Annotated in this window: 15 protein-coding genes and 2 tRNA genes; 16 read left to right on the plus strand and 1 reads right to left on the minus strand. The window is 58.8% G+C overall.

Features of this window, described 5'->3' with window-relative positions; all coding sequences use genetic code 11:
* Window positions 1-39 precede the first annotated feature (39 nt).
* From infC to GH975_RS05625, 10 genes are all read left to right on the plus strand, one after another.
* A complete protein-coding gene (gene infC / locus GH975_RS05580) occupies window positions 40-546 on the plus strand; it encodes a translation initiation factor IF-3 (RefSeq protein WP_153713576.1) in 507 nt (168 codons plus the stop codon).
* A gap of 86 nt (window positions 547-632) precedes the next feature.
* A complete protein-coding gene (gene rpmI, locus GH975_RS05585) occupies window positions 633-830 on the plus strand; it encodes a 50S ribosomal protein L35 (RefSeq protein WP_153713577.1) in 198 nt (65 codons plus the stop codon).
* A gap of 14 nt (window positions 831-844) precedes the next feature.
* Window positions 845-1,204 (plus strand): 50S ribosomal protein L20, encoded by a 360-nt coding sequence (gene rplT, locus GH975_RS05590; protein WP_153713578.1) that lies wholly within the window; start codon window positions 845-847, stop codon window positions 1,202-1,204.
* A gap of 94 nt (window positions 1,205-1,298) precedes the next feature.
* Window positions 1,299-2,315 carry a phenylalanine--tRNA ligase subunit alpha gene (gene pheS / locus GH975_RS05595; protein ID WP_153713579.1) on the plus strand — a complete coding sequence of 339 codons (1,017 nt, stop codon included), beginning with the start codon at window positions 1,299-1,301 and terminating at the stop codon, window positions 2,313-2,315.
* A 9-nt stretch (window positions 2,316-2,324) separates the two neighbouring features.
* Window positions 2,325-4,679: a phenylalanine--tRNA ligase subunit beta gene (gene pheT, locus GH975_RS05600; RefSeq protein ID WP_153713580.1), complete on the plus strand. Its 2,355-nt coding sequence runs from the start codon at window positions 2,325-2,327 to the stop codon at window positions 4,677-4,679.
* Window positions 4,680-4,811: 132 nt separating this feature from the next.
* On the plus strand, window positions 4,812-5,156 hold the full coding sequence (locus tag GH975_RS05605) for an integration host factor subunit alpha (protein WP_153713581.1): 345 nt from the start codon (window positions 4,812-4,814) through the stop codon (window positions 5,154-5,156).
* On the plus strand, window positions 5,149-5,601 hold the full coding sequence (locus GH975_RS05610; protein WP_407657249.1) for a MerR family transcriptional regulator: 453 nt from the start codon (window positions 5,149-5,151) through the stop codon (window positions 5,599-5,601). The genes GH975_RS05605 and GH975_RS05610 overlap by 8 nt, the downstream gene beginning before the upstream one ends.
* Window positions 5,602-5,651: 50 nt before the next feature.
* Window positions 5,652-5,728 (plus strand) — tRNA-Pro (locus tag GH975_RS05615).
* A 21-nt stretch (window positions 5,729-5,749) separates the two neighbouring features.
* Window positions 5,750-5,826: transfer RNA gene (locus GH975_RS05620), tRNA-Asp, on the plus strand.
* 726 nt (window positions 5,827-6,552) lie between these two features.
* On the plus strand, window positions 6,553-7,158 hold the full coding sequence (locus tag GH975_RS05625; protein ID WP_153713582.1) for a LysE family translocator: 606 nt from the start codon (window positions 6,553-6,555) through the stop codon (window positions 7,156-7,158).
* Here the strand turns inward: GH975_RS05625 and GH975_RS05630 are convergent.
* A complete protein-coding gene (locus GH975_RS05630; RefSeq protein WP_153713583.1) occupies window positions 7,130-8,266 on the minus strand; it encodes an MFS transporter in 1,137 nt (378 codons plus the stop codon). The genes GH975_RS05625 and GH975_RS05630 overlap by 29 nt on opposite strands.
* Before the next feature lie 137 nt (window positions 8,267-8,403).
* Between GH975_RS05630 and GH975_RS05635 the strand changes: the two genes are divergently transcribed.
* From GH975_RS05635 to GH975_RS05660, 6 genes are all read left to right on the plus strand, one after another.
* Window positions 8,404-8,631 (plus strand): DUF2798 domain-containing protein, encoded by a 228-nt coding sequence (locus GH975_RS05635; RefSeq protein WP_153713584.1) that lies wholly within the window; start codon window positions 8,404-8,406, stop codon window positions 8,629-8,631.
* Between the two features lie 99 nt (window positions 8,632-8,730).
* A complete protein-coding gene (locus GH975_RS05640; protein WP_153713585.1) occupies window positions 8,731-10,314 on the plus strand; it encodes an ABC transporter substrate-binding protein in 1,584 nt (527 codons plus the stop codon).
* A 30-nt stretch (window positions 10,315-10,344) separates the two neighbouring features.
* On the plus strand, window positions 10,345-11,334 hold the full coding sequence (locus GH975_RS05645) for an ABC transporter permease (protein ID WP_153713586.1): 990 nt from the start codon (window positions 10,345-10,347) through the stop codon (window positions 11,332-11,334).
* Entirely contained in the window at window positions 11,331-12,236 is a 906-nt protein-coding gene (locus tag GH975_RS05650) for an ABC transporter permease (RefSeq protein WP_153713587.1), read from the plus strand. Before GH975_RS05645 ends, GH975_RS05650 begins: the two co-directional genes overlap by 4 nt.
* Window positions 12,233-13,168 carry an ABC transporter ATP-binding protein gene (locus tag GH975_RS05655; protein ID WP_153713588.1) on the plus strand — a complete coding sequence of 312 codons (936 nt, stop codon included), beginning with the start codon at window positions 12,233-12,235 and terminating at the stop codon, window positions 13,166-13,168. The genes GH975_RS05650 and GH975_RS05655 overlap by 4 nt, the downstream gene beginning before the upstream one ends.
* Window positions 13,165-13,959, plus strand: coding sequence for an ATP-binding cassette domain-containing protein (locus tag GH975_RS05660; RefSeq protein WP_153713589.1), 795 nt, complete (start codon window positions 13,165-13,167; stop codon window positions 13,957-13,959). The genes GH975_RS05655 and GH975_RS05660 overlap by 4 nt, the downstream gene beginning before the upstream one ends.
* The last annotated feature ends 21 nt before the right edge of the window (window positions 13,960-13,980 follow it).

Consider the following 13,980-nt stretch of genomic DNA (forward strand, 5'->3'; position numbering starts at 1 on the left):
CGCGGAAACATGCAGCGGGCCCCGGCGGCCCCGAAGCACATGATTAATGAAGCCATTCGTTCACCAAACGTGCGCCTTATCGGGCCCAACGGTGATCAGATAGGCGTCGTTGCCACTCGTGACGCTATCGTAGCTGCCAAGGAAAACGATTTAGACCTGGTGATGATCTCGGAAAACGCGGATCCGCCAGTCGCTAAAATCATGGACTATGGAAAGAAGCTCTACGAAGACAAAAAAGCGAAGAATGAGGCCAAGAAAAAACAGGTCCAGACTAAGCTGAAAGAGCTCAAGTTCCGTCCCGGCACGGACGACGGCGACTACAACGTGAAAATGAAACACATGGTTGAGTTTCTGGATCACGGAGACAAAGTCAAAGTCACCATCCGATTCCGAGGGCGTGAAATGGCGCACCAAGATTTGGGCGTCAAATTGTTGCAACGGGTTGAAAAAGACTTGGAAGAAATTGCCAATGTCGAAAGCCGTCCGGCGCTGGAAGGGCGTCAGATGGTCATGGTTTTCGCGCCTAAGTCGCGGAAAGGCAAGTAGTCGACTCGTCGACTGCTTGGAAGTTAATGGCGAAATGCAGTAGGGCCCCCCGGTCCTGCTCATTTACATCCTGAAGAGGGAAAAAGATGCCGAAAATTAAGACAAACTCGGGGGCTCTGAAGCGGTTTAAAAAAACCGGTAAGGGCTGGAAACACCGCGCGGCCAACCGCTCGCACATCCTGACCAAAAAGTCGACGAAGCGTAAACGTAATTTACGTGGAATGGACCAGGTCAAGGCCTGTGATGCGCAACTGCTACCACGCATGTTGCCTTACACTAAGTAAGCGGGAGATAAGATATGGCACGCGTAAAACGGGGCGTACAAGCCCGTCGTCGTCACAAGAAAATCATGAAGCAGGCCAAGGGCTATTACGGAGCGCGTTCACGCGTCTTTCGCGTAGCCAAGCAAGCGGTAATCAAGGCTGGGCAGTATGCCTACCGTGACCGCCGTACGCGTAAGCGTCAGTTCCGTCGTTTGTGGATCGCGCGTATCAACGCTGCGGCACGCATCAACGGTTTGAGCTACAGCCGTTTCATTAACGGCCTCAAGCGCGCCGAAATCATGCTGGACCGTAAGGTATTGGCTGATTTGGCAGTGCGTGAAAAGGCTGCTTTTGCGGCCATCGCGGAGAAAGCGAAGTCAGCACTGGCGGCTTAACTGCCCCCGAGTTGATTTGGTTTTGTACCGCACGAAAGCTCGGCATCGCATGATGTCGGGCTTTTTTAATATTTGACACAACGCAGAGACAGACATGGATCTTGATCAAATTCAAAACCAAGCACTGGACGCCGTTGCCTCCGCTGCGAGCGTAGAGGCCCTGGAAAGTATCCGGGTTCAGTACTTGGGTAAAAAAGGCGAGTTAACGGCACAGCTGAAGGCCCTAGGTAAAATGGAGCCGGAGGCGCGTAAGGCGGCTGGACAGTTGGTGAACGTGGCCAAGCAAGCGGTCGAGGCCGCCATTGGTGAGCGTAAAACGCTATTAACCGCGCAGGCGCTGCAGGCCCAGTTGGCGGCGGAAACCATCGATGTGACCTTGCCCGGGCGTAACCGCAATCCCGGTTCGGCGCATCCGGTGTCCAAGACCATGGAGCGAATGCAGCAGTTCTTTGCCTCGGTCGGTTATTCGGTCGCCGAAGGTCCGGAAATCGAGGACGACTGGCACAACTTTGAAGCGCTCAACATTCCGTCTCACCACCCAGCGCGTGCCATGCACGACACCTTCTATTTTCCGGACGGTCAGTTGCTGAGGACTCACACATCGCCGGTCCAAATACGGGCGATGTTAACGCAAGGCGCGCCGATCCGTGTGATTGCGCCCGGCCGCGTCTACCGCTGTGACTATGATGTGACTCACAGCCCCATGTTCCACCAGGTCGAAGGCTTGGTCGTCGACAAGGGCATCAGCATGGCGGACTTGAAGGGCACCGTGACGGAGTTTTTGCGGGTGTTCTTCGAAAAGGACCTGCAGGTTCGCTTCCGCGCGAGCTACTTTCCGTTCACCGAGCCGAGTGCCGAAGTGGACATGGAGTGCGTGATTTGTAATGGCGATGGTTGCCGCGTCTGTAAAGGCACCGGCTGGCTGGAAGTTATGGGCTGCGGCATGGTTCATCCGGAGGTGTTCAAGCACGCCGGTGTGGACGGTGAAACCTACAGCGGTTTTGCCTTTGGCATGGGCGTCGAGCGCCTGGCCATGCTGCGCTATGGCGTCAACGACTTGCGGTTGTTCTTCGAGAACGACCTGCGTTTCCTCAAACAATTTAGCGCCTAAGGAATTCCCATGCTTGTCAGTGAAAAATGGCTTCGTAGCTGGGTTAACCCGGCGGCCACGACCGATCAAATTGTATCCCTGCTAACCTTTGCCGGTTTGGAAGTGGATGGCGTGTCAGCGCCCTGCAAACCCTTTACCGACGTTGTGGTGGCGCGTATCGACGCGATCGAACCGCACCCGGACGCGGATAAATTGCGCGTCTGCAGCGTCAACGACGGCACCGATCTTCATCAGGTGGTGTGCGGCGCGGCCAACGCGCGCGTCGGGCTGGTTGCGCCCTTGGCGCGCGTCGGTGCCAAACTGGACGACAGCTTCAAAATTAAGAAAGCCAAGTTACGCGGTGTCGAGAGCTTGGGCATGTTGTGCGGCGCGGACGAGCTGGGCTTGTCCGAGGTGCGTGACGGCTTAATGGAGTTGCCGGCGGATGCGGCGATTGGCGCGCCGCTGCGTGACTATTTGGGCCTGGACGACGCCTTAATCGATATTGACCTGACCCCGAACCGCGGCGACTGCTTTGGCTTACGCGGAATCGCGCGCGAAGTGGGCGTGCTGACGTCGACCGCGGTTAACGAGCCCTCGATTAAACCGATCGCGGCCGCCATTGACGCTCAGGTGCCGGTGGTGTTGGACGACCCTGCTGGGTGTCCGCGCTACCTCAGCCGTGTCATCCAAGGCGTGGATTTGTCGGTCGCAAGCCCGGACTGGTTGATCGAGCGCTTGCGCCGCGCCGGTGTGCGTTCCATCGACCCGGCGGTTGATGTGACCAACTACGTGATGATGGAACTGGGCCAGCCGATGCACGCCTTTGACCGCTCACAGATCGACACTGGCATTGTTGTGCGCCGTGCGCGCGACGGCGAGCAATTGACCTTGCTGGACGGCAAGGTGGTGGAGCTGGGTGCCGAGGTATTGATTATCGCAGACCATACCAAACCCTTGGCCTTAGCCGGCATTATGGGCGGTGAACACTCCGGCGTTGCCGCCACGACCACGGATTTGCTGTTAGAGGTGGCCTGGTTCAACCCGCTGACGATTGCCGGCCGCGCCCGCCGTTTCGGTTTGCACACCGATGCCTCGCAACGTTACGAGCGTGGCGTTGACAGCCAGCTGCAAGCCCAAGCGATGGAGCGGGCGACCCAGTTGCTGCTGGACATTGTCGGCGGTCAGGCCGGCGCTGTGGTCGAGGCGGTGTCGCAGGCACATGTCCCGGCGCCGCGCGTCGTTGAATTGCGTGCCGACCGATTGGCGGCCCAGTTGGACCTGCATATCCCCGCCGACACGGTGACGGACATTTTGACCCGATTGGGCATGAATCCGGTCGTGGCTGAGGGTACGTGGCGCTGCACCGCGCCCAGCTGGCGCCATGATATTGCGATTGAACAGGACTTGGTCGAGGAAGTGGCGCGGGTTTATGGGTATGACAACCTGCCCTCGAAAATGCCGGCGGCGACCAACGGTATGCCGCGCCTGGCCGAAGCGATTCGGGATAAAAACCGCATTCGTTCGCAGTTAGTGGACTTGGGGCTGAACGAGGTTATTACCTACAGCTTCGTACATCCCAATCAGCACAATCATTTCCATGACGATAACGCGGTCATGGATTTGGCCAACCCGATCACTGCCGATATGGTGCGCATGCGCCAGTCGATGTTGCCCGGGCTGACGCAGACTGCGGCCTATAACCTGAATCGCCAGCACAAAGGCGTCAGCATTTTCGAGATCGGGCAGTGCTTTGCCGGCGCCGTTGATGCGCTGGAACAAAAGGATCGCTTGGGTGTGTTGATGTCCGGTGATGTCAATCAGTGGGACTGGCAGTCACCGTCACGATCGGTTGATTTCTATGACGTTAAAGGTGTGGTCGAGGGCTTGGTCGCCGATGGCTTGAGCTTTGAGCCGGCGCAGCGCCAGGGCATGCACCCCGGACGCACGGCGAATGTCTTGATCAACGGCGAGGTGGTGGGCTTTATTGGCGCACTGCACCCGCAGTTGGCGAGCACGTTGGACCTGCCGGACGCGACCTACGTGGCGGATCTATCGTTGGCGGCGGTGGCCCACGCCAATGTAGCCTCGTTTAAACCGCTGTCGAAGTTCCCATCGTCCGGCCGCGACTTCGCGCTGTTAGTCGGAGGGCAATCGTGGGCGGCCATTCGTGAAGTTATCGCGGCGTCTGCGGGTCCGTTATTGGATTCGGTGGTGCTGTTTGACGTCTATGAAGGCAAGGGTTTGCCGGAGGGCATGAAGAGCTTGGCGGTGCACCTGTCATGGCGCGACGCGGACGCCACCTTGGAGGAAGCGGTGCTGAATGCCGCGGCCGACAATGTGCTGGCGGCGCTGTCTGAACAGCTGGGTGTAACGCTGCGCTAAGGGCTGTGTGCGGGTCGAGGTTCTCTCGATCCGCACTGAGTTCATTTCGAGTTCTGGGCACTAAGGTGCTTTTTTTCCTTGAGTTTTTCATTTCTCCGCCCCATAGTTTACGGCCGTGGGGAGGGCAATCTTGTGTCAGCACTCAGTAAAGCCGATTTGGCGGAATTTTTAAGCGACGCCATTGGGCTCAGCAAACGTGAGTCCAAAGATCTGGTGGAAGCATTTTTCGACGAAATCAGTGCGGCATTAGTCAGCAACGCCGATGTGCGCCTGTCCGGTTTTGGAAATTTCACTACCCGCGACAAAGCACCGCGCCCCGGACGTAATCCGAAAACTGGCGAAGAGATCCCGATTACCGCGCGTCGCGTGGTCAGCTTTCGCGCGGGCCAAAAATTACGCCACCGCGTCGAGGCCGTGATTGACGGTCGCGATGTCGCCACCGATTGGATGACCGACGACGATCACGACGATGACTGACCCGACCCCGAACGACGATCAAATGGACCTAATCGACACCGGCGAGTTGCCGGTGCCGGTCGATGCCGTGGTGCCCACGGCCGACGGTGAAGCGTTGGGCGAGGGCGAGGTGTTGCCACCGGTGCCCGGCAAACATTGGTTTGCGATTGGCGAGGTGGCGTCGCTGTGTAAGGTGCGCTCGCACGTGCTGCGTTATTGGGAACAGGAATTTCCTGACCTGAAGCCGGCCAAGCGTCGTGGCAACCGCCGTTACTACTCCAATGCCGACGTGCTGTTGGCCCGGCGTATACGGACGCTGTTGTACGATCGTGGGTACACGATTGCCGGTGCGCGCTTGCAATTGGCTAAAAAGGGCGAGCAATCGGAAGGTAAATCCTGGATTCAGCAGGAGCTGCAAAGCCTGCGCCAGGAAATTCGAGCAATTGCACGATTACTCGAAGATTAACCTTTACAGCCACCCCCCGAATACCTATTATGCGCCCCGCAAAGACGTCTCGGGGCGTGGCGCAGCCTGGTAGCGCACTACAATGGGGTTGTAGGGGTCGAAGGTTCAAATCCTTCCGTCCCGACCAGTTTTTGCAATAACGAACGCCGGTCCGGTAGTTCAGTTGGTTAGAATGCCGGCCTGTCACGCCGGAGGTCGAGGGTTCGAGTCCCTTCCGGATCGCCATATTTCATACGAAAAAGCCCATGTCAAAAGAAGCAGCGTAGCGGCTTTTGACATGGGCTTTTTTGTATGTGAGTTTTTTACCGGAAGGGTGCTCGAACCCTCGTGCGGGGTTCGACAAATCGGCCATGGACGGCCGATTTGAGCGAGCGCCTAGCGCGAGTCCGAAGGACGCCGAAGCGGGACGCGTAGGCGCAGTCCCGCCCGGATCGCTGTTTGCCTGCACCTCGATCTGTGTCTTTGCCGTAGCCGCGTCTGACCTACGCCCAGTCCTCACGCGCGTTGAGTGCCGAAGCGGGACGCGTAGGCGCAGTCCCGCCCGGATCGCTGTTTGCCTGCACCTCGATCTGTGTCTTTGCCTTAGCCGCGTCTGACCTACGCCCAGTCCTCACGCGCGTTGAGTGCCGAAGCGGGACGCGTAGGCGCAGTCCCGCCCGGATCGCTGTTTGCCTGCACCTCGATCTGTGTCTTTTCCTTAGCCGCGTCTGACCTACGCCCAGTCCTCACGCGCGTTGAGTGCCGAAGCGGGACGCGTAGGCGCAGTCCCGCCCGGATCGCTGTTTGCCTGCACCTCGATCTATGTCTTACTTAAGCGGCTTTTGACAGGGAACGCGCGTAGCCTTTGTGACGCTGCATCGATCTCGCCGTCATGCCGTCTGCGATTGGCGCGACAATTCTGTAAAATGCGTCGGCATCAGTTGCCCCCAATCCACGTGTTTTGAGTTGCGAATGAACTTTAACGAATGGCTGGCCCTCGCCAGCGTCTGCCTGCTCGGCGCCGTATCCCCTGGCCCCTCACTGTTTGTCATCTTGCGTGCGGCCATCCATGGCGGACGTTGGCTGGGTGTGGTCACGGGCATTGCCCATGCGTTGGCGGTCGCCATCTACGCGGTAGGTGCGATTGTCGTGCTCAGTGGCGTCTTGGCGGTCGGTGAGGGCGCCCTGATGGCGGTCCAGGCAGTTGGCATTATCTGGTTGTTGAAGCTGTCGTGGGGTCTGTGGCATTCGCGCGCGGGCCATATGGACATCAGCACCTCCGCCAGCATCCGAGACGGCTTCTTGATTGCCTTTCTAAACCCAAAAATGTTGGCGTTTTTCCTCGCCGTATTCAGTCCGTTCGTGACCAGTGACGGTGGTTTCCAGCGCAACCTGGTGTTGGTCGCGACCCCGGCGATTATCGATGGTGTGTGGTACAGCATGGCCGCCGTGGTGCTGTCCACGGAGGCCATGCGCCAGGCCTTGTTGGCCCGGGCTGTGTGGTTGAATCGTGCGATGGCGGTGGTGTTAGCGTCGATTGCGGTAATGATCAGCTATCGCTTGCTGGCGAACCTCTGAGCGCGACCTGACGGGCGCACAGCGCCGACACAACGCCCAGCGCTGCAATCGGCAACGGAATCCACAGTAGGGCGCCGGCACTGGCTAACCAACCGATTGCCGCGGGTCCCGACGCGCCGCCGGCTGCCGCACAGGTCAATATTGCGCCGGCAATTTTCGGCTTGGTGGCCGGTTGCGCATTGGTAATCGCCTGATAAATCAAACTGGGGAAAATCACGCTGGCGCTTAACCCGACGGCCCACAGCGCGGCAATTCCGAACCATAGCTGGTGTTGGCCGACGAACAGCAGGCCCGCGGACCCCGCCAGCATCCATGGCATCAGTTTTAACCACCAGGCGGCGCTTAAAGGCAGGCCGGCCAGGCTAATACGCCCGACCGTGATCAAAATCCAAAATACCGAGGTGGCCATGCCGGCGACTTCGATTGACATCGACCAGCCCTGGGTCATCAGCGTGTAGGCCCAGTTGCCGACGGACGCCTCAACGGCGACATAAGTGCCGCCGGCGATGACGGCAATCCAATCGCCGCGTTTGAGTGCACCCAAGGTTTGCCCGCGATCGGTGTCGACCACGCGTGGCAAGGTGTAGTACCCGGCAAAGGCAAACAAGGCCGGCACCACACACCACAGCAAGTTCCATTGCCACGCAATACCCGAGCTGACCAGCAGCGTCATGGTGAACGCCGCGGCCGCCGCGCCACCGCCCCACATGCCATGGATGACCATGGTTTTGCGGTTGCTAAGAGCACGCGCGGCGTAGGTGTTCAGGTACGCATGGATTGCGCCATTGCCCAGCCCGCGAACGACGCCGGCCGCCAGTAACCAGTGCCAGGTCGGCGCCAAAGCGACGCAAATGGCCCCTACCACAGCAATCACGGTTGACCCCTTAAGGCCGTGACGTATGCCCCAGTGCTTCAGTGCCCAGGACGACAGTAAGCTGCCGGCCATGGAGGCGATCAGGTACGCGGCCAGCAAATACCCCAGGTCGCCAATGTCGCGACCCATTTCACCGCGCAGTGTCGGCCACAGCACGCCCAGCATGCCGTCGAAGGCGCCCAAGGACAGGAACATGGCGCCCAAGATAATGGCAATACGGTTAGTCGATAGCATGTGATGGATCCGGTGAATGATGCCGCGGATGCTACCGCAGGGGCGGACGCAAAACGATTACAAATGTTGATCATTGCCAGCCACTTTGATGGGCGCAACTTTGTTAGGCTTGGACAAAATTAACCCGAGACCTGTTGATGAAATTTCCCAAATCCAGTGCCCGCTACCTCAATGCGATTTTATTGTCCGGTGTGATGTCGTTTGTTGTGTCCGGGTTTGCGACCGCCAAAGCGGTGGGCGGACTGCCGCCGGGCATCGTCATGCAATGGCTCGGCGCCTGGGCGATTGCTTGGCCGATCGCGGCGGTGGTGGCGATCTTGGTCGGCCCGCGGGTTCAACGATTGGTCGCCCGATTGACCCAGTAGGTTGCCGGTAGCGCGCTGAAACAATCTTTCGTCAGCCGATGCATTGAAACCCAGATCTAAGCACGGCATGCTCAACCAACAACAAAAAAAGGAATCCCCATGCTAAAACGTCAAATTGCGGCGGCCGTTGCGCTGTCGGCACTTGCGGCCGCGCCGCTGGCTATGGCCGAAACATTGCGCTGGGCGCGCTCCGGTGATTCGTTGACCATGGACCCCCATGCGCAAAACGAAGGCACCACCCATACGCTGGCCCACCAAATTTACGAACCCTTATTGCAACGCGACATGGCCGGCCAAATCATTCCGGCGCTGGCCACCAGCTGGGCCACATTGCCGGGTAATCCCAACGTGTGGCGCTTGGAATTGCGTGAAGGCGTCAAGTTCCACGGCGGCGAAGACTTCACCTCTGAAGACGCGGTCTTCAGCATTAACCGCGCGATGATGGAAACATCGGACATGAAAGGGTTGTTGACGTCGATTAAATCCGTCAGCGCACCCAGCAAATTCGCGGTCGATATTGAAACCAATGGCGCCAACCCGCTGTTGATCAATAACCTGACCAACTTGTTCATGATGGACAAGGGCTGGACCGAAGCGAACGGATCGGTGACTCCTCAAGATTTCGCCAACGGCGAAACAACCTTTGCATCCAGCAACACCAACGGCACGGGTGCTTTTGAGCTGGTATCACGCACGCCCGATGAGCGCACGGTATTGACCGCTAACCCGAACTATTGGGGTAAGGGCCAATTCCCACTGGAAGTTACTGAAGTGATCTTTACCCCGATTCAATCGGCGGCCACGCGCGTGGCGGCGCTGTTGTCGGGCGAAGTCGACTTCGTTCAGGATGCTCCGGTACAGGACCTTAAGCGGGTCGATTCGGCGGACGGGTTGAGGGTGGCGACGGCGGCTCAAAACCGGGTTATTTTCTTTGGCATGAATCAAGGCAAGGCGGATCTGGAAACGGATAACGTCGACGGCGCCAACCCCTTTGCGGACCGCCGTGTCCGAGAAGCGATGAACATGGCCATTAACCGTTCAGCGATTCAGCAAGTGGTCATGCGCGGCCAGTCAGACCCGACCGGTGTCATCATGCCTCCATTTGTTAATGGCTGGACGGCCGAACTGGGTCAAGTCCCGGCCAACGACATGAACAAGGCCAAGGGATTGATGGCCGAGGCGGGTTACGGCGACGGCTTCAGCATCACATTGAACTGCCCGAACGACCGCTACATCAATGATGAAGCAATCTGCCAGGCGGCGGTTGGTATGCTCGGTCAAATCGGCGTCAAAGTGAATTTGGACGCGAAGCCGAAAGCACAGCACTTCCCGCTGATCCAAAACAAAACCACCGAGTTTTACATGTTGGGGTGGGGCGTTCCGACCTTTGATTCGCACTACATCTTTAACTTCCTGGCGCATACGAGCGAGGGTGATCGTGGACCGTGGAACAACACCGGGTACTCGAACGCGTCGGTGGACAGCATGATCGTCAGCCTGGAATCGGAAACCGACCTGGCAGCACGCGACGCCACCATTGGCAAAATCTGGAAGCAACTTCAGGAAGACATCCTTTACCTGCCGGTGCACAACCAGGTGCTGAACTGGAGCATGCGCGACGACATCAAGTTTGACGTGCAGCCCGAAGACCAGCCGCACTTCAAATTTCTGTCATTTAACTAAGCTACGCGGGGCTCCGGCCCCGCTACTCCTATGATTTGGATTATTTTTAACCGCCTCACGCAGGCGGTCTTTGTTTTGCTATTGGTCGCGCTGGTGGCCTTTAGTATGTTCCGGTTTGTCGGTGACCCGGTGTCAAATATGTTGGGCCAGGAAGCGACCTTGGCAGATCGGGAATCATTACGTGACCGGTTGGGGCTGAATGATGCCTTGCCGGTTCAATATTTTAGATTCGTCGCGGATGCCGTTCAGGGTGACTTCGGCGTGTCATACCGCACCGGCGAGCCGGTCGCGGATCTGATTGCCCATCGGTTGCCTGCGACCTTGGAGCTGGCACTGGTGTCGGCGATCCTGGCGCTGACGCTAGGGATTGTGCTGGGTGTGTACACCGCCATCCGGCGCCGCGGCGTGGTTGCGCAACTGATTATGGCGACCTCGTTGATTGGCGTGTCGTTGCCGACTTTCTTGATCGGTGTGTTGCTGATTTGGGTGTTTGCCGTTGAGCTTGGCTGGTTGCCCTCGTTCGGGCGGGCTGGCGTGATCCAAGTCGGCGACTGGAGCACCGGATTGTTAACGCTGGAGGGTTGGCGGTCGTTACTGCTGCCGGCGATTACCTTGGGGCTTTATCAAATGACACTGATCATGCGTTTGGTGCGCGCTGAAATGCTCGAGGTGCTGCGCCAAGACTTCATCAAATTTGCGCGCGCACGGGGCTTATCCCAGCGCCGTATCTATTTCGGCCATGCCCTTAAAAATACGCTGGTACCGGTGATCACCGTGGCCGGCTTGCAGCTGGGGTCCATCGTGGCGTTTTCGATTATCACCGAGTCGGTGTTCCAGTGGCCCGGCGTTGGGCTGATGTTCATTAATGCCGTGTACTTTGTCGATATCCCCGTGATGTCCGCGTATCTGCTGTTGGTGGGCGTGGTCTTCGTGGTCATCAACTTGGTCGTGGACCTGTTGTATTTCTGGATTGATCCGCGCCTTAAGACCGGTTCATTGGCCAAAGGATCACGCGCATGACGGACTTTTTTGATTCGGATTTTTGGCACGCCTTTAAGGGCTCGCCGGTCGCGATCATTGCCTTTTCGGTGGTGGTATTGCTGGTCGGCGGGGCGCTGTTGGCGCCGTGGCTGGCGCCGACTAACCCCTTTGACATGGGCGCGTTGAACCTGATGAACGGCTTTACACCGCCGTTGACGGACAACGCCTTTACCGGCGAGCGCTTTGTGCTGGGCACCGATGACCAGGGCCGGGATCTGTTGTCGGCAATTTTATATGGGCTGCGGGTATCGCTGTTCGTCGGCTTCAGCGCGGTCGGCCTGGCGCTGGTGCTGGGGGTGTCATTGGGTTTGTTGGCGGGCTACGTCGGCGGTTGGTTGGACGCTTTTATTATGCGCGTCGCCGATGTTCAGGTGACCTTTCCATCGATTTTGATTGCGATGCTGATTTTTGGTGTGGCCCAGGGGGTGTTGCCACCCGAGGCCCGCAGCGAGCTGGCAATCGGGGTGCTGATTTTAAGTATTGGGTTAAGCGAGTGGGTTCAGTTTGCGCGCACGGTGCGTGGAACCACCCTGGTCGAAAAAGAAAAAGAGTACGTACAGGCCGCGAAGTTGATGGGGTTGGGGCGCTTTCAGATTATGCGCAAGCACATCTTGCCGAACGTGTTGGGTCCGGTGCTGGTCATTGCCACGATCACGCTGGCGCTGGCTATCATTGCCGAGGCCACGCTGTCATTTTTGGGCGTTGGCGCGCCACCGACCGAGCCCAGTTTGGGGACCTTGATTAGTATCGGCCAGGACTTCTTGTTCTCCGGCGAATGGTGGATTTTGTTGTTCCCAGCCTTAACGCTGTTGTCGCTAGCATTGGCGGTCAACTTGCTGGGTGACTGGCTACGCGACACATTGAATCCGAGGTTGCAATGAGCGTGCTTCGAGTCGAGGACCTGTCGGTTCAGTTTCCGTCACGCCGCGGCACCTTGACGGCATTGGACGGTGTCACCTTCGATCTACAGGCCGGCGAGATCCTCGGTCTGGTCGGTGAATCCGGCGCCGGAAAATCGATGACCGGGGCGGCACTGCTGGGGTTGTTGGAACCGCCTGGGCGGATCAGCGGAGGCCGTATATTTTTTCAGGATGAACGGGTCGACCTTGCCCCCGAGGCCTTTCGCGGCCATCGAATTGGCATGGTGTTTCAAGACCCCCTGACCAGTTTGAATCCTCTGAAAACGGTCGGTGATCAGCTGATCGAAACCCTGCGCTGGCATCGTGATTTGACCGGCGCCCAAGCCCGTCGCGAGGCCGGCGAGTTATTGACCGAAGTTGGCTTGGACCCGAGCCGCCTGGACGCCTATCCGCACGAATTCTCGGGTGGCATGCGCCAACGGGTGGTGATCGCGCTGGCCCTGGCACCGCGCCCGGCGGTGTTGGTCGCCGATGAGCCGACCACGGCGCTCGATGTGTCGATTCAGGCGCAGATATTGGAACTGTTGAAGCGGTTGTGCCGTGAGCGCGGGACCGCGGTGATCTTGATCACCCATGACATGGGCGTGGTTGCGCAAACGACCGACCGCGTCGGGGTCTTGTACGCCGGGCGACTGGTTGAAGTCGGCACGACTGCGCAGGTCATCAACGCACCCAAGCATCCGTATACGCGCGGACTGATGGCGTCGACGCCGACGCTGGCCGGCAGCGTGGACCAGGACCTCTACCAGATCCCCGGCAGCATGCCGCGGCTGGATCAAATTCCCGTCGGTTGCGCCTTCAATCCGCGCTGCGAACACGTCAGCGAGCGGTGTTTGCGCGAGCGGCCACGCCTGGACAACGGTCGCGCTTGTTTTTGGAGTGAAGGCACATGAGCTTGGTTCAGGTCTCGAACCTCAATAAAACCTTCGATCAATCGCAGCCCGCGTGGTTGCGCGCGATCACACGGGCGCCGGTGCGCCAGGTCAAGGCGGTCCAGTCGGTTAGCTTTACGATTGACGCCGGCCAGACCTTTGCGCTGGTCGGCGAAAGCGGGTCGGGTAAATCGACGCTGGCGCGCGCGGTGGTCGGTTTGGAAGCGGCGGACAGCGGACAGGTCCTGTTCGATGGTCAGGCGGTCACGCCACAAGCTCCGATGGCGCTGCGCCGTCAAATCCAAATGGTCTTTCAGTCGCCCTATGCGAGCCTGAATCCGCGCTGGCGAGTCGGGGATATTATCGCTGAACCCTTAACCGTGTTTGGACTGGCGACTGCGCGCGGGGCCGTCCAAACACGGGTCGCCGAATTGTTGGTCAAGGTCGGGTTGTCAGCCAGTGACGGCGCGCGCTATCCGCACGAATTCAGTGGCGGCCAACGCCAGCGCATATCGATCGCGCGTGCGCTGGCGTCCGAGCCGCGCTTTATCGTCTGTGACGAGCCGACCTCGGCGTTGGATGTGTCGGTTCAGGCGCAGGTGTTAAACCTGCTGAAACAGCTGCAGCGAGACCTGGGGTTGACCTACCTCTTTATCACCCATGACCTAGCCGTGGTCCGCACCATGGCCCACCGCATCGGCGTCATGCGTCAGGGTGCGTGGGTCGAAGAGCAGTCCGCGGATGCCTTGTTTGCATCGCCCCAAGACCCCTACACCCAGATGCTGCTGACCTCGGCTCCGGTGATTCGCTAGGACCATCCCAATGGTGCAGGT

The organism is Litorivicinus lipolyticus, from assembly GCF_009650135.1.
Classification (GTDB): domain Bacteria; phylum Pseudomonadota; class Gammaproteobacteria; order Pseudomonadales; family Litorivicinaceae; genus Litorivicinus; species Litorivicinus lipolyticus.

What these genes read in the sequence shown, in the direction of transcription:
- infC (WP_153713576.1), top strand. Translation starts at nt 40, where the DNA reads ATGATTAATGAAGCCATTCGTTCACCAAACGTGCGCCTTATCGGGCCC.
- rpmI (WP_153713577.1), top strand. Translation starts at nt 633, where the DNA reads ATGCCGAAAATTAAGACAAACTCGGGGGCTCTGAAGCGGTTTAAAAAA.
- rplT (WP_153713578.1), top strand. Translation starts at nt 845, where the DNA reads ATGGCACGCGTAAAACGGGGCGTACAAGCCCGTCGTCGTCACAAGAAA.
- pheS (WP_153713579.1), top strand. Translation starts at nt 1,299, where the DNA reads ATGGATCTTGATCAAATTCAAAACCAAGCACTGGACGCCGTTGCCTCC.
- pheT (WP_153713580.1), top strand. Translation starts at nt 2,325, where the DNA reads ATGCTTGTCAGTGAAAAATGGCTTCGTAGCTGGGTTAACCCGGCGGCC.
- GH975_RS05610 (WP_407657249.1), top strand. Translation starts at nt 5,149, where the DNA reads ATGACTGACCCGACCCCGAACGACGATCAAATGGACCTAATCGACACC.
- GH975_RS05625 (WP_153713582.1), top strand. Translation starts at nt 6,553, where the DNA reads ATGAACTTTAACGAATGGCTGGCCCTCGCCAGCGTCTGCCTGCTCGGC.
- GH975_RS05630 (WP_153713583.1), bottom strand. Translation starts at nt 8,266, where the DNA reads ATGCTATCGACTAACCGTATTGCCATTATCTTGGGCGCCATGTTCCTG.
- GH975_RS05635 (WP_153713584.1), top strand. Translation starts at nt 8,404, where the DNA reads ATGAAATTTCCCAAATCCAGTGCCCGCTACCTCAATGCGATTTTATTG.
- GH975_RS05640 (WP_153713585.1), top strand. Translation starts at nt 8,731, where the DNA reads ATGCTAAAACGTCAAATTGCGGCGGCCGTTGCGCTGTCGGCACTTGCG.
- GH975_RS05645 (WP_153713586.1), top strand. Translation starts at nt 10,345, where the DNA reads ATGATTTGGATTATTTTTAACCGCCTCACGCAGGCGGTCTTTGTTTTG.
- GH975_RS05650 (WP_153713587.1), top strand. Translation starts at nt 11,331, where the DNA reads ATGACGGACTTTTTTGATTCGGATTTTTGGCACGCCTTTAAGGGCTCG.
- GH975_RS05655 (WP_153713588.1), top strand. Translation starts at nt 12,233, where the DNA reads ATGAGCGTGCTTCGAGTCGAGGACCTGTCGGTTCAGTTTCCGTCACGC.
- GH975_RS05660 (WP_153713589.1), top strand. Translation starts at nt 13,165, where the DNA reads ATGAGCTTGGTTCAGGTCTCGAACCTCAATAAAACCTTCGATCAATCG.